The sequence below is a fragment of the Mycobacterium toneyamaense genome (assembly GCF_055384815.1).
The window spans coordinates 3848013-3865938 of record NZ_AP040333.1; the positions used below are offsets into that span (position 1 = coordinate 3848013).

Sequence of the window (17926 nt, forward strand, 5' to 3'; positions counted from 1 at the left end):
ACTCAGACTCGCCGGAAAGCGCCTGTGGCGAACCATTGAAAGTTCGTGGTCGGTACCGGAATCCGTGGTGCGCCCTGCGATGGATGACTTCGCGCGCCGGCCCGCGTTCAACCCCGCACAGGGTCAAATCCATGACGCTGCCGAATGTGTGCCAGAAGGAGACAACGTGAGCTTGGACAACATTTCCCACCTCGGTCAGACGGGGCTCGACGAGTTGGTTCCGTCGCGTTACGCGGTGCCGGTCGGCGATATCGAGGTACTGGTCATCAGCGACGGCGTACTGCCGATCACGGCGTCGACGCTGGGCACCAATGTCCCGCCCGCCGAACTGACGGGGTGGCTGGACGACAACTTCCTGCCGCCCGAGATCGTCGACTGGCCGCTGAACATCGTGGTGGTCCGCAGCGGCGACCAGACGATCCTGGTCGACGCCGGACTCGGGCTGGAGTTCCCGGACTTCCCGCGCGCCGGACAGACGGTCCAGCGGCTGGAGGCAGCTGGTGTCGATCTCGCCTCGGTGACCGACGTCGTGCTGACCCACATGCACATGGACCACGTCGGCGGACTGATCACCGAGGGCGTGAAGGAACGGTTCCGGCCGGACCTGCGCGTGCATGCGGCCACCGCCGAGGCCGAGTTCTGGGCGGCACCCGACTTCTCCCGGACGGTCATGCCGCAGCCGATCCCCGACGTGCTGCGGCGCTCGGCCACGCAGTTCCTGACCGACTACAGCGGCCAATTGCGGACGTTCGAGACGGACTACGAGGTCGCGCCGGGCGTGCTCGTCTCGCGTACGGGTGGTCACACGCCCGGGCACAGCGTGGTCCGCCTCGAATCGCGCGGCGAGAAGCTGACCTTCGCCGGCGACGCCGTGTTCGCCCCCGGCTTCGATAATCCGGAGTGGCAGAACGGCTTCGAGCACGACCCCGAGGAGGCGGCCCGCGTCCGCATCCGCCTGCTGCGCGAGATCGCGGCCACCGGCGAGGCCCTCGTCGCCACGCACCTGCCGTTCCCGTCGGTGTGCCACGTGGCGGCCGTCGGCGACGCTTTCCGGTGCGTGCCCGCGACCTGGGACTACTGACCGCTGAGCACGAGAACGGCCCCCGGACCTGTTGTCCGGGGGCCGTTTTCGGTGAGGCGGGCGGTCAGGCAGCCGCGCCGCCGCCATCGGCATGCAGCGTCGACCCGGTGACGAAGCTCGACCGTGGCGACGCCAGGAACAGCACCGCCTGCGCGATCTCGGCCGGCTGTGCCGTCCGGCCCAGCGGCAGCATGCGCCCCAGTTCGTCGTTGGTGTCGCCCCATTCGGCAGCCACCCCCGGCGTCGCCGTCGGCCCGGGAGCCACGCTGTTGACACGCACACCGTGCGGCCCGAATTCTGTTGCCCACGTGCGGGTCAACGATTCCAGCGCAGCCTTGGACGCGCTGTAACTGGATGCCCCCGGCACGCCCTTGAACGCGACCATGGACGTGACATTGACGATGCTCCCCCGGCCCCGGCGCAGCATGCCAGGGACCAGAGCCGCCACCAGGAAATAAGCGCCGCGCACGTTGGTGTCGAAGGTGGACTCGAAGGTCGCCACGTCCTGCTCCACGGTCAGTGCACCCGGGAAGCTGGCGGCGTTGTTGACCACGATGTCGACATCACCGCATTGGCGGGCAAGGCTTTTCACTGATTCCAGGTCGGCCAGGTCCGCGGGGATGAACCGCACCCCGAGTTCGGCGGCCGCCGCGGCGCCACGGTCGGCGGAGCGTCCGGTGATGATCACCGTCGCACCTTCGGCCGCCAGCAGGCGCGCGGTCTCGAACCCGATGCCGGCCGTCCCGCCCGTCACGAGCGCGGTCAGCCCGGTCAGCTCTGTCACCGGGCCGCCAGCCAGTCCGCCAGGTGCAGGTCCGAGATGATGGCATCGCCGCTGGTGACCAAACCGGTGTCGCCGACCTTGGTGCCGAAGTAGGTGGCTGCCGGGTCGACGACGATCGGCAGGCTCTCACCGCGGTGGGCCAGCGCCAGTTTGGCCAGGCCCGCGAACGTCAGTTTGTCCGGCCCGCCGATGTTCACGATCCCGTTGGCGGGTGCGTCCTGGGCGACGCGGGCCACTTCGGCGGCGACGTCGGCGCCGGCGATCGGCTGGATGAGGCCCTCGGGCACCCGCACTTCGCCGTCGACGGTCAGCGATGCGGTGATCGCGTCGGCGAACTCATGGAACTGGGTGGCCCGCACGATCGTGTAGGGCAGCCCCGACTCGGTGATGATGCGCTCCTGGGCGACCTTGGCCCGCATGTAGCCGCTGTCGGGCAGACCGTCGCAGCCGACGATGGACAGTGCCACGTAGTGGCCGACGCCGGTCTCCTTCGCGGCGGCCACCAAGTTGGTCGCCGACCGGGTGAAGAAGTCCAGTACCGGGCCGTCGGAGAAGTCCGGCGAGTTGACGACGTCGACCAGCACGTCGGAGCCGGCGAGGGCCTCGGTCAGGCCCGCGCCGGTGAGGACATCGGCACCTGAGTCCCGAGAAGCCGCCACGGTCTGGTGACCGGCCTCGTTAAGCAGGGCCACGACCTTCGAACCGATCTGGCCGCTGGCACCCATCACAGTGATCTTCATCAGACACACCCTTTCGAATTGTTTCGGTTGTGCGGCTTCCACACTCGCAGTCGCCGCAGGCCCGCGAACCCCGGAAAGTCCGTAGTCCGCCGGCGGTCAGTCCAGGAACACCACGTTGTCGCCGATCGGATTGCGCGGCGTGTCAAGGTGGTTCGCCGGAAACGCCGGGTCGGCGTAGCCGATCGAGATGCCGCACAGGATCGTGAGTTCCTCGGGAATGCCGAGCTGCGCACGCAGCACCTCGGGATACAAGCTGATCGACACCTGGACACAGCTGCCGAGGCCCCGCTCGGTCAATGCCAGCATCAGCGTCTGCAGGAACATCCCGACACCCATCGCGTCGACCGAGCCGAAATCGCGGTGCATGCACACCACCCCGGCGACGGGCGCCCGGAAGAATTCCCAATTGCGCCGCTGCGCCGCCCAGCGGCCCGCCGCGTCGCCGCGTTCGATGCCCATCGCGCCGTACACCAGGGCACCGCTCTCGCGGCGCAGATGCGCGAACCGGGGCGGCAGACCGGCCGAGCCCACCTCAGGCGGCGTCGTATCGACGGCCGCGAGCAGCGCCTCGACCAATCGTGCGCGCCGTTCCCCGGTGACGAGGTAGACGTGCCACGGCTGGGTGTTGGAGTTCGACGGTGCCCGGATCGCCAGCTCCAACGCCTCGTCGAGCAGCTCCCGCGGAACCGGCTTGTCCGGCAGGAACATCCGTGCGGACCGGCGCGACCGGACGATGTCGCCGAACCCGGTCGTCATCGGACTCGCCGGTCCTTGCGGGTTTCGAGTTCGTCGTCATCGACGACGACGAGCATCGGCACGCCGGGCGTGCAGATCATCGTCACGAGAAAGCGCAGCCGGACGTCGGTGCGGTTGTTGGCGTCCGAGTAGTGGATGACGTCGCCACCCGGCTCCCAGAATGCCTCCCCCGCTTTGATCACCCGCGGCGCTTCACCCTCCAACTCGAAGAGCATCTCGCCTTCCAAGACATAACCGAACGACGGTCCACCGGGATGACGATGCGGCGGAGCGCCCGCGCTCCCCGCCGGCCACTCGATGATCGACGTCATCACGTGGGCGTCGGCCGGGATGAACGGCGGCGTCACGGTCTGGATGGTGGTGATCGCCTTCATCAGGTCGGCACTATCGAACATTGTTGCTCCTCAGTTGAATCCAGGCCTGACCGATCGGAATGCCGACAGGCAGGACGCTCGGTATTCAGCTTCGTCGCGATGCGGCCTGGTGGGACCCTTGGAACTCCGTAGTCGAAACCGGGTGGAGCCACCGGGCGATATTGGCGACGTAGTCCTTGAAGACCGCCAGCCGCGACGGGTCGTCCTTGATCTGTGTGCCGGGAAGATCGGACACGAACGACGGTGCCCCCGCGGCGAGGTCCCAGTTGTAATCGGCGAAGTGGTGGAAGGTGGACTCGGCGACCACGCGGCCCATCGGCCGCCCGGCCGGACATCGTTCACCGTCGACCACGACGGCGAGGTTGAAGTGCCGGCCGGTCGCGGTACTGCGGCCCCTCGCGATTGCCTGGGCGTACGGACCTTTCGCAGTCACCATGCCCTCATGCGGATGCGCGGGGAACCATTCGATGTGCCCGCTGGCGGTGTGGTTCGTTCTCAGCAGTTCGTGTGGCTCGCCGTCGACCAACACCGGCTGGTAGTCGCCGTTGGCACCGGAGTGGTAGTTGGGCCACGAGATGTGCGGATTGTCCTGGTCGTCGCACAGCTCGCGAGGGTCGACGGTCTCGTCGTGGAATTCGTTGACCACGCCCAGGATTCCGAGGCGGTTCAGGCAGCACCCCAGGTCCTGGTGATCGCGCGCGGTGAGCACCCCGCCGCCGCGCTCGCGGAACCGGCGGATGCCGTCGGCGTCGGCGGCCGTCAGACCGTCGCCGACGTCGACCGCCAGCAGCCACAGCTGGTCGAAATCGAGCTCGTCCAGACGGGCCAGTACCGGGTCGTCGGTGAGACATGACCGATTGCGTGCGGTCACGTGGTGACCGCACGCTCTCAGTTCGTCCGCGACCATCGAGAACCGGCTGACGTCCCAATCGTCGGCGCACTCGGTGATCGTCGTCTGCAACAGGATGCGGGACACAGAACTCTTTCATGTCAAGGGTTTTCGCGGAACGCGATCAGCATGGCCGATGGCGGACCGCGCCGGACCCTTGACAGTTCGTGGTCTGTGGCGCGAGTCAGCCGGCGGGGAACAGCGTGCGCAACTGCCGCCGCGACGTGATGCCGAGCTTGACGAAGACCTTGCGCAGGTGCCATTCGACGGTGTGCGTGCTGATGAACAGCTGGGCACCGATCTCCTGGTTGGTCAGACCGGCGGCGGCAAGTTCGGCGATCTGGGCCTCTTGCGTCGTCAGCTCGTCACCCGAACTGACCGGCTCTTTGCGGACCTTCTTCCCGGCGGCGATCAGCTCGCGTCGCGTGCGCTCCGCGAACGCCTCGGCTCCCATCCGGTTGAACATCTCGAATGCCGCGCCGAGGTGCTCCCGCGCCGCCACGCGCCGGTTCATGCGGCGCAGCCATTCCCCGTAACACAGATGGGCCCGGGCCAGCAGGAACACGACGCCGGTACGCCCGAGTCGTTCGATGGCCTCGGCGTACCGGACGTCGGCGTCTTCGTCGTCGGCCACCAGGGCGCGCGCGTACGCGAACGCCCCCAGCCCCCAGTCGGTGCCGCTGGTACCCGCACGTCCGGCCAGCTGCTGCGCAGCCCACTGCCCGGTTTCCTCGTCGCCGATGCGCGTCGCCGCTTCGACGAGCTCGATCAGACCCCAGCAGTAGAAGCCCAGATCGTCGAACTGGCAACAGTTCCTGGCCGCCGCGAACGCTTCGGCGTAGCGCCCGAGTCCGTTGTAGACGACAGCCGAAAGAAACCCCGTGACCCCGAGTACCCGGCCTTCGCCGCGGGCCGCCGCGTCGGCCGCGGCGGACTCGATGAGGCCCACGGCGTCGACCGCGACCCCGCGAAACGCCGCCAACGACAGCGAGTGGTACCGCAACGGGGCGTAGTCGGTCGCCGCCGAGATGACGGCGGCCTCGGCGATAAGTGCTGCCGCCGTGTCGAATTCGCCTGCGAGCAGATGAACGCCGGCCCCGAACGCGAGTGCGGGCGGAAGTACGGCCAAGGCGCCGGCGTCGCGCGCCTGGCGTATCGCGGCGGTGGCCAGCAGCCGGTGGATGCCGTCATCCCAAATCTCGCCGACGGCCGACTCCTGAATGATGGCCAGGCCCAACGGCATCCACCGCAGGAACTGACCGTCGGCGTCCTGTGCGTGCCGGCACATGAGCTCCAGCGCGGCGCGCATCTGTTCGGCACCACCGCCGGTGACGATCCGGCTCGCCACCCCGCTCAGCAGCAGGTCCACCGGCCGATGCAACGCGGCCGCATCTCCGAGCGCCGCGCCCGCGGCCTCGGCCACCTGCACCACCATGTCCGTCCCACCGAGCCGGCCCGCATACATCGCCGCGGCGAGCGCCTCGAGGTATGTCTCGTGGGCCAGCCCGGCGTCGAGCCTCTCGAGGTCGCGTGCCGCGGCGAGCAGCTTCTGCACGGCGTCGCTGAGCGGCGGCACGCCGGGCCCGCCGCCGCGACTGCGGGCGAACTGCATCTCCGCCCGCAACCGATCCACTTGCGCCCGTTGCAGATCCGTCAGTGGCCCGAGTTCGGCGATCGCCAGGAGCTCATACGCCGCAGCCGGTGCCGCCGCGTCGCGCTTGGCCTGTGCCGCCGCGAGCGCGCGTGCCGCACGCAAGGCCGGGTCCGCGGTGAGCACCGTCGCACGTTCCAGGAAGGCCGCGGCCGCGGCGACGCCGCCCTTGCTCTGCGCCCGTCCGGCGGATCGCTCCAGATCCGCGGCCACTGCGTCGTCGGGCCCCGCCGCCGCGTGCGCGAAATGCCACGCGCGGCGGTCCGGATCCTGCCGCGGGTCGGTGGCCTCGGCCAGCGCCCGATGTACCGATCGGCGCGCGTTCACATCGGCCGCACGGTAGACAGCCGACCGCATCAACGGATGGCCGAAACGCACACGCGCGCCGAACTCGATGAGTCCGGCCGCCTCGGCCGGCGCCAGCGCGCTGACGGACAGTCCCAAAATCGTTGCGGCCCGCTGGAACAGCGCCGCATCCCCAACCGAGTCGGCGGCGGCGAGAAACAACAGTTGCTGGGCCGCCGGTGGCAGCGCCTCGACGCGACGCCGGTAGCCGTCCTCGACCTGCCGCGTCACACTGCGCCCGGTGCCCATGTTCCAGAAGCCACCGGCGAGCTCGGCGGCAGAAACACTGCGGGGAACCTCGAGGAGCGCCAACGGGATTCCCCGCGTCTCGGCGACCACACGGTCGCGCACCCGTTCGTCGACCCGACCCAACAGCACCGAGTCGAGCAGGTCGCGGGCGTCGGCATCGGACAGCCCGGTGACCGTCAGCTCCGGCAGCGGCCCCAGCGCCTCTGCTCCGGCGTCACGGGCCGCGAACAACAGCACAACGGGCTCGGCGAGGAAGCGGCGCGCCACGAAGGCAAGGGTCTGCAGCGATACCTGATCGAGCCACTGCGCGTCGTCGACCACACACAACAGCGGCTGGTCCGCCGTCGCGGCGGCCAACAGGCTCAGCACCGCGAGGCCCACCAGGAAACGGTCCGGCGCCGCCCCGGCGCCGCGGCCGAAGGCCACGTCCAATGCCCCGCGCTGCGGCGTCGGCAATTCGTCGAGGTGCTGCATCAGCGGCGCGCACAGCTGCTGCAGGCCCGCGTACGCCAGCTCCATATCGGACTCGACGCCCGTCACCTGAATACAGCGGAATCCGTCGGCAGCGTCCACCGTATGCCGCAGCAGCGCAGTCTTCCCGACCCCCGCCTCGCCGCGCAGGACGAGGACCTGACTGCTGCCCGAGCGCGCGGCCGACAACAGGCCGCGCAGCGTCGTGATCTCTCTGTCGCGGCCACGCAAGACCGGCGCGCGATCCTGGCTCGCCATCGGCACCACCGTTTCTGGTTGCTGTCAGCAGTCCTGCCCAGACACAAAGGTGCCCCAAAACCGAAGTTTTGGGGCACCTTCGCTTCTGCTCACGCAGAGAAAAATCAGCCCTTGCGAGCCTTGATGGCGTCGGTCAGCTGCGGGGCGACCTGGAACAGGTCACCCACGATGCCGAGGTCGGCGATCTCGAAGATCGGGGCCTCTTCGTCCTTGTTGACCGCGACGATGGTCTTGGACGTCTGCATGCCGGCGCGGTGCTGGATGGCGCCCGAGATACCGAGGGCGATGTACAGCTGCGGGGCAACGGTCTTACCGGTCTGGCCGACCTGGAACTGACCGCCGTAGTAGCCCGAGTCGACCGCGGCACGCGAAGCACCGACAGCACCGCCGAGCGAGTCGGCCAGGGCCTCGACGACCGCGAAGTTGTCGGCGCTGCCGACACCACGGCCACCGGCGACCACGACGCTGGCCTCGGTGAGCTCCGGACGGTCACCGGCGACGGCCGGCTCGCGCGAGGTGATCTTGGTGGCGTTCTCGGCCTGGGCCGGAACCTCGACGTTGACGACCTCACCGGCGCCGTCGGCCGGGGCGGCCTCGACGGAACCCGGACGGACAGCGATCACCGGGAGCACGTCGTTGGCCTGCGCCTCGACGGTGTAAGCGCCACCGAAGATGCTGTGGACGGCGATGCCGCCGGCCTTGACGTCGACGACGTCGACCAGCAGGCCGGCACCCAGGCGGGCGGCCAGACGACCGGCGACCTCTTTGCCCTCGGTGCTGGCGACAGTCAGCACGGCGGCCGGGCCGGCGGACTCGACGAGAGCCTCCAGCACGTCGACGGTCGGGGTGACCAGGTAGTTCGCCGCGTCAGCCGACTCTGCGACGTAGATCTTGGCCGCACCGGCGGCCTTGAGGGCGTCGGTCAGCGGCGCGGCGGTGCCGGGGGCACCCACCACAACTGCCGACGGCTCACCGAGCACACGGGCAGCGGTGATCAGTTCGGTGCTCACCTTCTTGAGGGCACCATCGGCGTGCTCGACGAGCACAAGTACTTCAGCCATGCGTATTTGCCTCTGTGTCTTTCTGGAAGTTTCGGTGTGGTGGGGGCTAGATCAGCTTCTGACCAACGAGGTACTCGGCGATCTTGTTGCCGCCCTCGCCCTCGTCGGCGATCTTCTCGCCCGCGGCCTTGGCCGGCTTCGGCGTCGACGACAGCACCTTGCTGCTGGCGTTGGCGACACCGACCTCGTCGGCCTCGACACCGATCTCAGCCAGCGTCAGCACGGTGACCGGCTTCTTCTTGGCGGCCATGATGCCCTTGAACGACGGGAAGCGGGCTTCACCGATGCGCTCGTTGACGCTCACGACGGCGGGCAGGGTGGCCTCGAGGCCGAAGACGCCCTCGTCGGTCTCACGCTCGCCGGTGACCTTGCCGTTCTCGACGGAGATGCTGCGCAGCGAGGTCAGCTGCGGCAGGCCCAGCAGCTCGGCGATGACGGCCGGAACCGCGCCACCGACACCGTCGGTGGACTCGTTGCCACCGATGACCAGCTCGGCGCCCTCGATGGTGCCCAGCGCGCGGGCCAGGGTCCAACCGGTCTGGACGATGTCCGAACCCTTGAGCTGGTCGTCCTTCACGTGCACCGCGTTGTCGGCGCCCATGGACAGAGCCTTGCGGATGGCCTCGGTGGCCCGCTCCGGTCCGACGGTCAGCACGGTGACGGTGCCGGCGCCGCCGGCGGCCTCTTCCTTCTCCTTGATCTGCAGCGCAGCCTCGACGGCGCGCTCGTTGATCTCGTCGAGCACCGCGTCCGCGGACTCGCGGTCGAGGGTGAAGTCGCCGTCGTTGAGCTTGCGCTCCGACTCATAGTCAGGGACCTGTTTGATCAGGACCACGATGTTCGTCATGGGTGTGGTTCGTCCTCCTCGATGAGGCCGGCGGTCGGCCTGGCATTCACGATTAACGCAACGACCAACATGTTACTACTCGGTAACTTATGTGGCATGGCGCAGGAACACCATAGCTGGTCGAACGCGGCCCGAGGATGCCGCCTTTTGTTTTCTTGACCACACTCGAGGCGGTTGGGCAACATGGCAGAACCAGCAGGTGGGACGGCCCAACCGATCGGGCATGGGATCAGCGGTACCACTCTGGGCTAGCCTGCCTATCTAATGAGCACTTTTCCCGAAACCCAGCCGGACAGCCACGCGGCAAAGTCAGTGCCAGTGATGCCACTGACCGGTGAGCGCACCGTCCCGGACCTGGCCGAGGAGAACTACTGGTTCCGGCGCCACGAGGTGGTGTACCGGCGACTGGTCGAGCGCTGCCGCGACCGCGACGTCCTGGAGGCCGGTGCCGGCGAGGGCTACGGCGCCGACCTCATCGCCGACGTCGCGCGCCGGGTGATCGGGCTCGACTACGACGAGTCCTCGGTGGCGCACATCCGCGCCCGCTACCCGAGAGTCGAGATGCTGCACGGCAACCTGGCCGCGCTGCCACTCCCCGATGCCTCCGTCGACGTCGTGGTCAACTTCCAGGTGATCGAACACCTTTGGGACCAAGGACAATTCGTCGCCGAGTGCCTGCGCGTGCTGCGCCCGGGCGGCGTCCTCCTGATGTCGACGCCGAACCGGATCACCTTCACCCCCGGCAGCGACACCCCGCTGAACCCGTTCCACACCCGGGAACTCAACGCCGCCGAGATGACCGAGCTGCTGACCGAACAGGGCTTCGTCATGGAGGCCATGCTGGGCGTCTATCACGGCGCCGGACTGCGTGAGCTCGACGCTCGGCACGGCGGCTCCATCATCCAGGCCCAGATCGACCGCGCCGTGGCCGATGCACCCTGGCCCGCGGACCTGCTGGCCGACGTGGCCGCGGTGACCATCGACGACTTCGATCTGCTCGCAGCTGATGCCGCAAACAGCCCGAACATCGACGACAGCCTCGACCTGGTGGCAATCGCGGTGCGGCCGTGAGTGATTCATCGAGCACACCAGTACCGGGGATGTTCACCCTGGTGCTGCATACGCACCTGCCGTGGCTGGCCCATCATGGCCGCTGGCCGGTCGGTGAGGAGTGGCTGTACCAGTCGTGGGCGACGGCCTATCTGCCCCTGACGCGCGTGCTGCGCGAGCTGGCGGAGGAAGGCCGCGGTCACCTGCTGACGCTGGGCATGACGCCCGTCGTCACCGCTCAGCTCGACGATCCGTACTGCCTGGCGGGTATGCAGCAGTGGCTGTCCAACTGGCAGCTGCGCGCGCTGGAGGCGACGACCGTCCGTGACGGCGGCGGCGCCCCGGAGACCTTCAACTCGCCGGAAGCGTTGCGCGCCTTCGGTGTTCACGAGCACCAGCAGGCCGGTGCGGCACTGGCCGAGTTCGCCGATCACTGGCAGCACGGCGGCAGCCCGGTGCTGCGGCAGCTCATCGGCGCGGGCACCATCGAACTGCTCGGCGGCCCGCTGTCGCATCCGTTCCAGCCGCTGCTCAACCCCCGGCTGCGCGAGTTCGCGCTGCGCGAGGGCCTGGCCGACGCCGGCGCCCGCTTCGCGCACACCCCCGGCGGCATCTGGGCGCCCGAATGCGCCTACGCCCCCGGCATGGAGACCGGCTACGCGGCCGCCGGCGTCACCCACTTCATGGTCGACGGCCCGTCGCTGCACGGCGACACCGCGCTCGGCCGTCCCGTGGGCGAGTCGGACGTCGTCGCCTTCGGTCGCGACCTGCAGGTCAGTTACCGCGTGTGGTCGCCCAAGTCCGGCTACCCGGGGCACCCGGCCTACCGCGACTTCCACACCTACGACCACCTGACCGGCCTCAAGCCGGCCCGCGTCACCGGACGCACCATCCCGTCGGAGTCCAAGGCGCCGTACGAACCGGAACGGGCCACCGCCGCCATCGACGCGCACGTCGCGGATTTCGTGAACACCGTGCGGCGCCGACTGCTCTCGGAGTCCGAGCGCACCGGCCGCCCGGCCCACGTCGTCGCCGCTTTCGACACCGAGCTGTTCGGGCACTGGTGGCACGAGGGACCGGAGTGGCTGGGCCGGGTATTGCGCGCGCTGCCGGCCGCCGGTGTCCGGGTCGGCACCCTGTCGGACGCGATCGCGGGCGGCTTCGTCGGCTCCCCCGTCGAACTGCCGCCCAGTTCCTGGGGTTCGGGCAAGGACTGGCAGGTCTGGTCCGGCGAGCAGGTCGCCGACTTCGTGACGCTCAACGCCGAGGTCGTGGATACCGCGCTGACCACGGTGGACAAGGTGCTCGCACAGGATTCGGCGTACCCGGCACGTGACCGCGTGGCCGACCAGATCCTGCGGGAAGCCCTGCTGACCGTCTCGAGCGACTGGCCGTTCATGGTGAGCAAAGACACCGCGGCGGAATATGCTCGCTATCGCGCGCACCTGCACGCGCACGCCACCCGGGAGATCGCCGGTGCCCTCGCGTCTGGACGACGCGATCAGGCCCAGAAACTCGCGGAAGGTTGGAACCGCGCCGACGGACTGTTCGGCGCCCTGGACGCGCGGAGGTTGCCGCGATGAGCACTTGCGCGAAGAGCCGAGTGCACCGATGAGCGCTTGCGCGAAGAGCAGAAGGCAACGATGAAAATCCTCATGGTCTCGTGGGAGTACCCACCCGTGGTGATCGGCGGCCTCGGACGCCACGTCCACCATCTGGCCGTCGAGCTCGCGGCCGTCGGCCACGAGGTCGTGGTGCTGTGTCGTCGCCCCGCGGGCACCGACCCCAGCACGCACCCCACCACCAACGAGGTGCACGAGGGTGTGTGGGTGATCTCGGCGGCCCTCGATCCGAACGAGTTCACCTTCGGCACCGACATGATGGCCTGGACCCTGGCCATGGGCCACGCCATGATCCGCGCCGGACTGAGCCTGCGCGACTGGACCCCGGACGTCGTACACGCGCACGACTGGCTGGTCGCCCACCCCGCCGTCACGCTGGCCGAGTTCTTCGACGTGCCACTCGTCTCCACCATCCACGCCACCGAGGCCGGCCGGCACTCCGGCTGGCTCTCCGGCCCGGTGAGCCGCCAGGTGCACTCGCTGGAATCGTGGCTCGTGCACGAGTCCGACTCGCTGATCACCTGCTCGGTGTCCATGGGCGAGGAGATCACCGAGCTGTTCGGACCCGAGCTGCCCGACGTGAGCGTCATCTGCAACGGCATCGACACCGCCGGCTGGCCGTTCGCCATGCGCCGCAAGCACGACGGCCCGGCCGAGCTGCTGTTCGTCGGCCGGCTGGAGTACGAGAAGGGCGTTCATGACGTCATCGCCGCGCTGCCGCGCATCCGGCGGACCCACCCCGGCACCACGCTGACCGTCGCCGGTGACGGCACGCAGTACGAGTGGCTGGTCGAGGAAGCCCGCAAGGCCAAGGTCACGAAGGCCGTGAATTTCGTTGGCCGCGTGGATCATTCAGGGCTACTGGAGCTGCTGCACCGGGCCGACGCCGCAGTCCTGCCGAGCCACTACGAGCCGTTCGGCATCGTGGCGCTGGAAGCCGCCGCGGCCGGGACGCCGCTGGTGACGTCGAACGTCGGCGGGCTCGGCGAAGCGGTGATCAACGGCAAGACCGGCGTCTCCTGCCCGCCGCGCAACGTCGGCGCGCTGGCGTCCGCGGTCCGCAAGGTGCTCGACGACCCCGCGGGCGCGCAGCAGCGCGCCCTGGCCGCACGTGACCGGTTGAACCACGACTTCTCGTGGCAGACCGTGGCCGCCGAGACCGCGGATGTCTACCTGGCCGCCAAGCGCGGCGAGCGACTGCCGCACGCGCGTCGTCCCATCGTGGAGCGCCCGCTGCCCGACCGCGGCTGAGAGTTCTTCACCGCAAATCCATAGAACTGTCCCTTTTCCCTGGAAGAGGGACAGTTTTGTGCTGACTTGCGGACTTTCGACCCTTGACGCATATACCCCCCGGGGGTACAAACGGCAGGGTGTTCACTCGCCGTAGTTTCCTGATCGCCTCCGCCGTCACGGGCGCATCCGCACTCGCCGGCGTCGCCGCGTGTAGCAAGACGCCGGCCGCGGCCGGCGGTATCGACCAGAAGGCCATCGCCGCTGCCGAGGCTGCCCGCCCGCACACCGGGCGCACCGTCTCGGTGGCGCTGCGCCCGCAGCCGGCCACCGTCGACCTGGGCGGTGTCACGGTGCAGACCCTCGCGTACGGCGATCAGGTGCCCGGCCCGCTGATCCGCGCGTCGGTGGGCGACGAGCTGTCGGTCCGCGTGTCCAACGGGCTCGACCATGACACGTCGGTGCACTGGCACGGCATCGCCCTGCGCAACGACATGGACGGCGCGGCACCCGCGACGCCGAACATCAAGCCCGGCAACGACTTCACGTACGCGTTCTCGGCCCCGCATGCCGGCACCTACTGGGCACATCCGCACACCGGTCTGGACGCGGACTACGGGCTGTACCTGCCGGTCGTCATCGACGATCCCGCGGAGCGCGGCCGCTACGACGCGGAATGGATTGTGGTCCTTGATGACTGGACCTCGGGTGCCGGTAAGTCGCCCCAGCAGATCTACGACGGCCTGCGCGCGATGGCCGGCATGGGACACATGGGCGGCCACGACATGAGTGGCATGGGTGACATGCCCGGTATGGCGGGAATGGCGACGAGCCCGCTGCTCGGCGGCGACGCCGGCGACGTCAAGTACCCGTACTTCGTCGCCAACGGCCGGATTCCCGCCGCACCAACGGTTTTCAATGCCAAGCCGGGTCAGCGCATCCGGCTGCGCATCATCAACGCCGGCGCCGACACCGCGTTCCGGGTGGCACTGGCCGGGCACCGCATGACCGTCACGCACACCGACGGCTTCCCCGTTGACCCGGTGGACGTGGACGCACTGCTGCTGGGTATGGGCGAGCGCTACGACGTCGTCGTCACCGCGGGCGACGGCGTCTTCCCGTTGGTGGCGGTGGCCGAGGGCAAGGACAGCGCCGCGCGCGCCATCCTGTCCACCGGCGCCGGCACCGCGCCGGACGCCGCGTTCCGCCCCGCGGAGCTGAACCGGAAGATCGGCACCGTCGCCGACTTCACGGCGACCTCGGCCGTCGACCTCGGTCCCATCACACCGGACGTCACGCTGGCCGCGGAACTCACCGGCTCGATGATGAAGTACGACTGGGGCATCAACGGGCGGGGCTTCGACAACCGCACGGCCCTGACCGTCCGACAGGGACAGCGCGCCACCATGACCTTCACCAACTCGACGACGATGTGGCATCCGATGCACCTGCACGGGCACACGTTCCAGGTGCTGCAGGCCGACGGCCGGCGCGGGCCGCGCAAGGACACGCTGATCGTGCTGCCCAGGCAGAAGCTCACCGTCACACTCGTCGCCGACAACCCCGGTGAGTGGATGCTGCACTGCCACAACGCCTATCACCAGGAGGCGGGCATGATGACGACGCTCGACTACATGAGCTGAGCTACCGGGAGCTCTTCTTACGCTCGATGTCGGCCAGGGCCCGGGCGAGTTCCTCGCGCTCGGCGGCCGAGGTCTCCCAGTCCAGCTTGCGGTTCTTGACCACCTTGGCGGGGGCACCGACCGCGATGGAGAAGTCCGGAATCTCGCCCTTGACCACCGCGTGGGCGCCGAGCACGCAGCCGCGGCCGATGCTGGTGTTGCGCAGGATGGTCACCTTGGCGGCGATCCAGGTGTCCGGCCCGATCCGCACCGGGCCCTTGATGATGCCCTGGTCCTTGATCGGCAGCTCCATGCTGTCCATCTTGTGGTCGAAGTCGCAGACGTAGCACCAGTCCGCCATGAGCGCCGACTCGCCGATCTCGATGTCCAGGTAGGTGTTGATGACGTTGTCGCGTCCCAGCACGACCTTGTCACCGAACCGCAGCGAGCCCTCGTGGCAGCGGATGGTGTTCTTGTCGCCGATGTGGACCCAGCGGCCGATCTCCATCTGCGCCAGCTCGGGCGTGCACTGGATCTCCACGCCCTTGCCCAGGAACACCATGCCGCGCGTGATGATGTGCGGGTTGGCCAGCTTGAACTTGAGCAGCCGGAAGTACCGCACCAGGTACCACGGGGTGTAGGCCTTGTTGTCGAGCACCCACTTCAGCGACTCACGGGTGAGGAACCGCGCCTGCCGCGGATCGCGCAGCCGCGAACCCCGCCATCGTTTGTGAATCGGTGCGCCCCACATCGTCGTCATGGCCGGAAAGCCTACGCGAGGCGAAATCGGACATTCGCCGGTCTCGGACTAGTCTCGGGACTCGATGCCTGCACACCGAATCCGCCGCCTCGCCACCGTTGCTGCTGCCGCGGTCACGCTGACCGTTGCCGGGTGCGGCAACACCGACTCCTGGGTCAAGGCACACCCCTCGGACGGCTGGCCCGCGCAGTACGGCGACGCCGCCAACAGCAGCTACACCGCGCTGGCCGGGGCAAGCAGCCTGAAGCAGGACTGGGCCCGCTCGGCCAAGGGAAACATCGGCGCGCAGGTGATCCTCGGCTCCGGCAGCTATCTGGCCATCAACGCGCAGTCGGCCAACGGTTGCTCCCTGATGGTGTGGGAAAGCGACCAGCACGGCCGCCAGCGCTGGTGCACCCGGCTGTGGCAGGGCGGCGGCATGTCCAGTCCCCTGTTCGACGGCTTCGACAACATGTACGTCGGCCAGCCCGGCGCGATCATGTCGTTCCCGCCGACGCAGTGGATCCGCTGGCGCCAGCCCGTGATCGGGATGCCGACGACACCGCGCATCCTGTCGCCCGGTCAGCTCCTCGTGGTGACGCATCTGGGCCAGGTGCTGGTGTTCGACGCGCACCGCGGCCAGACCATCGGCGCCCCGCTGGACCTCGTCAGCGGCGTCGACCCCGCCGACTCGGCGCGCGGCCTGGCCGACTGCCAGCCCGCCAGAGCGGCCTGCCCCATCTCGGCGGCGCCCGCCTACTCCCCTGACACCGACATGGTCGTCCTGGGCCTGTGGCAGCCGGGCACCGATGCCCCGGCCCTCGTCGGGCTGCGCTACCACGAGGGTCAGACGCCGCTGCTGACCCGCGAATGGAGCAGCACCGCGGTCGGAGGCGGCCCCATCGCCAGCCCGGTGCTGTCGGCCGACGGCAAGACCGTCTACGTCAACGGCCGCGACCAGCACCTCTGGGCGGTGAATTCCGCCGACGGCAAGGCCAAGTGGTCGGTCAACCTCGGCTTCCAGCCGCAGACGCCGCCGTCGGTGACGCCGGACGGTCTGGTGGTCGCCGGCGGCGGGCCGCAGACCAAGCTCACCGCGGTCAAGGACAAGGGCGACAAGGGTGAGGTGGCGTGGACGCGCAGCGACGTCGAGCCGCTGACGACGGCCACGCGCGCCGGCACCGACGTCGGGTACGTGGTGGTCCGGGACGGCCAGGCCGGCCAGGCGTTGGTCGTCTTCTCCCCCGCCGACGGCCACACCGTGAACAGCTATCCGCTGCCGGGCGCCACGGGCTGGCCGGTCGGGGTGTCCGTCGGGCACGACAAGCGCGTCATCACCGCGACGAGCAACGGCCAGGTCTACGCGTTCGCCCCAGCCTGATCAGGGATTTGTGCACGATTTTCCGCGGCCGGCGCGGAAAATCGTGCACAAATCCCTAGGCGAGCATGGACTCGATAGGCGCTCGCGGCACCGTCACCTGCACCGCGCCGGCGGATTCCGGTAGCACCTGTCCCTGGCTGAAGAAGAAGATCAGCGAGTCGTTGGTGATCGCGAAGTTCTGGTAGGTCTCCGGATCCAGCCCGGCGGCCGGCGGCATCAGCACCGGCTGCGCTGACTGGCGGATCAGTTCGCCCTGAACCAGCGGCAGGATCACCGGAAAAGGTTGTGCGCCAGGTACGAACAGATTGTCGATGGTGATCGGCCTGCGCTGGACCAGGTCCCACGTGAACGTCTTGTAGAAGGTCTGCGGATGCGCACCGCCGACATCCTGGAACGTCTTGAACACGACCGACTGGGTGTTCCGGGGCGGGATCGCCGCGGTGTACTGCGTCGCGGTGGTGTCCAGCTCGTACGAGGTCTCGTGCGGTCCGGGCATCTTCGCGACGTTGACGTACCCGTCGCGGGTCTGCGTGATGTAGTCGACCACGGCCTGCTGATCCGGGTAGTCGATGGGATAGCTGATGTTGAGCGCGTAGCCGCGGGTGGTGTCGCGAATCTGACACATCCGTGAGCCGTCGACGACGCCGCCCAGCTCCGGGCATTTCGCCGGGGTCGCGGCCGCAAGAGGCATGCCGAGCCAACCGACCGCCCCTGTTGCAGCGATCACTGCGGCGAGTGCGGGAAGGCGCATCTGGTGAATCCTCCAGGGATCAAGA

The 17926-nt window shown here is 68.8% G+C and carries 16 protein-coding genes; 6 read left to right on the top strand and 10 right to left on the bottom strand.

The genetic code is table 11. The features are described 5' to 3' along the window. Positions 1-166 precede the first annotated feature (166 nt). On the top strand, positions 167-1081 hold the full coding sequence (locus ACZ5IQ_RS18460; protein ID WP_244872857.1) for an MBL fold metallo-hydrolase: 915 nt from the start codon (positions 167-169) through the stop codon (positions 1079-1081). A 64-nt stretch (positions 1082-1145) separates the two neighbouring features. Here the strand turns inward: ACZ5IQ_RS18460 and ACZ5IQ_RS18465 are convergent, their stop codons facing one another. The 8 genes from ACZ5IQ_RS18465 to ACZ5IQ_RS18500 all read right to left on the bottom strand — a co-directional run bounded on the left by ACZ5IQ_RS18465 (position 1146) and on the right by ACZ5IQ_RS18500 (position 9506). Further along, positions 1146-1865, bottom strand: coding sequence for an SDR family NAD(P)-dependent oxidoreductase (locus tag ACZ5IQ_RS18465; RefSeq protein WP_212813855.1), 720 nt, complete (start codon positions 1863-1865; stop codon positions 1146-1148). Then, positions 1862-2605, bottom strand: a complete 744-nt coding sequence (locus tag ACZ5IQ_RS18470; protein ID WP_212813853.1) for an SDR family oxidoreductase — start codon at positions 2603-2605, stop codon at positions 1862-1864. The genes ACZ5IQ_RS18465 and ACZ5IQ_RS18470 overlap by 4 nt, the downstream gene beginning before the upstream one ends. Positions 2606-2701: 96 nt before the next feature. Further along, positions 2702-3361 (bottom strand): nitroreductase, encoded by a 660-nt coding sequence (locus ACZ5IQ_RS18475; protein ID WP_212813851.1) that lies wholly within the window; start codon positions 3359-3361, stop codon positions 2702-2704. Continuing rightward, the gene (locus tag ACZ5IQ_RS18480; protein WP_212813849.1) at positions 3358-3756 is read right to left on the bottom strand and encodes a cupin domain-containing protein; all 399 of its coding nucleotides are present in this window, start codon (positions 3754-3756) and stop codon (positions 3358-3360) included. Before ACZ5IQ_RS18480 ends, ACZ5IQ_RS18475 begins: the two co-directional genes overlap by 4 nt. A 64-nt stretch (positions 3757-3820) precedes the next feature. Then, positions 3821-4711 (bottom strand): hypothetical protein, encoded by an 891-nt coding sequence (locus ACZ5IQ_RS18485; protein ID WP_212813847.1) that lies wholly within the window; start codon positions 4709-4711, stop codon positions 3821-3823. A 97-nt stretch (positions 4712-4808) separates the two neighbouring features. Beyond that, a complete protein-coding gene (locus ACZ5IQ_RS18490; protein ID WP_212813844.1) occupies positions 4809-7598 on the bottom strand; it encodes a helix-turn-helix transcriptional regulator in 2790 nt (929 codons plus the stop codon). Between the two features lie 104 nt (positions 7599-7702). Further along, positions 7703-8659: an electron transfer flavoprotein subunit alpha/FixB family protein gene (locus ACZ5IQ_RS18495; RefSeq protein ID WP_135356585.1), complete on the bottom strand. Its 957-nt coding sequence runs from the start codon at positions 8657-8659 to the stop codon at positions 7703-7705. Between the two features lie 46 nt (positions 8660-8705). Next, the gene (locus ACZ5IQ_RS18500) at positions 8706-9506 is read right to left on the bottom strand and encodes an electron transfer flavoprotein subunit beta/FixA family protein (protein ID WP_212813842.1); all 801 of its coding nucleotides are present in this window, start codon (positions 9504-9506) and stop codon (positions 8706-8708) included. Positions 9507-9770: 264 nt separating this feature from the next. Between ACZ5IQ_RS18500 and ACZ5IQ_RS18505 the strand changes: the two genes are divergently transcribed. From ACZ5IQ_RS18505 to ACZ5IQ_RS18520, 4 genes are all read left to right on the top strand, one after another. Further along, positions 9771-10577 (top strand): class I SAM-dependent methyltransferase, encoded by an 807-nt coding sequence (locus ACZ5IQ_RS18505; RefSeq protein ID WP_244872856.1) that lies wholly within the window; start codon positions 9771-9773, stop codon positions 10575-10577. Positions 10578-10606: 29 nt separating this feature from the next. Further along, positions 10607-12139 carry a 1,4-alpha-glucan branching protein domain-containing protein gene (locus ACZ5IQ_RS18510; RefSeq protein ID WP_212814748.1) on the top strand — a complete coding sequence of 511 codons (1533 nt, stop codon included), beginning with the start codon at positions 10607-10609 and terminating at the stop codon, positions 12137-12139. A gap of 60 nt (positions 12140-12199) precedes the next feature. Continuing rightward, on the top strand, positions 12200-13429 hold the full coding sequence (locus tag ACZ5IQ_RS18515) for a glycosyltransferase family 4 protein (RefSeq protein ID WP_212813840.1): 1230 nt from the start codon (positions 12200-12202) through the stop codon (positions 13427-13429). A gap of 119 nt (positions 13430-13548) precedes the next feature. Next, complete coding sequence (locus ACZ5IQ_RS18520) at positions 13549-15051, top strand: multicopper oxidase family protein (RefSeq protein WP_464480076.1); 1503 nt, start codon at positions 13549-13551, stop codon at positions 15049-15051. Position 15052: 1 nt separating this feature from the next. Here the strand turns inward: ACZ5IQ_RS18520 and ACZ5IQ_RS18525 are convergent, their stop codons facing one another. Then, positions 15053-15790 (bottom strand): acyltransferase, encoded by a 738-nt coding sequence (locus ACZ5IQ_RS18525; protein WP_020103137.1) that lies wholly within the window; start codon positions 15788-15790, stop codon positions 15053-15055. 64 nt (positions 15791-15854) lie between these two features. Between ACZ5IQ_RS18525 and ACZ5IQ_RS18530 the strand changes: the two genes are divergently transcribed. Continuing rightward, positions 15855-17150: an outer membrane protein assembly factor BamB family protein gene (locus tag ACZ5IQ_RS18530; protein ID WP_464480077.1), complete on the top strand. Its 1296-nt coding sequence runs from the start codon at positions 15855-15857 to the stop codon at positions 17148-17150. 55 nt (positions 17151-17205) lie between these two features. Here the strand turns inward: ACZ5IQ_RS18530 and ACZ5IQ_RS18535 are convergent, their stop codons facing one another. Then, entirely contained in the window at positions 17206-17901 is a 696-nt protein-coding gene (locus ACZ5IQ_RS18535) for an esterase (protein ID WP_212813834.1), read from the bottom strand. Positions 17902-17926: the final 25 nt, after the last annotated feature.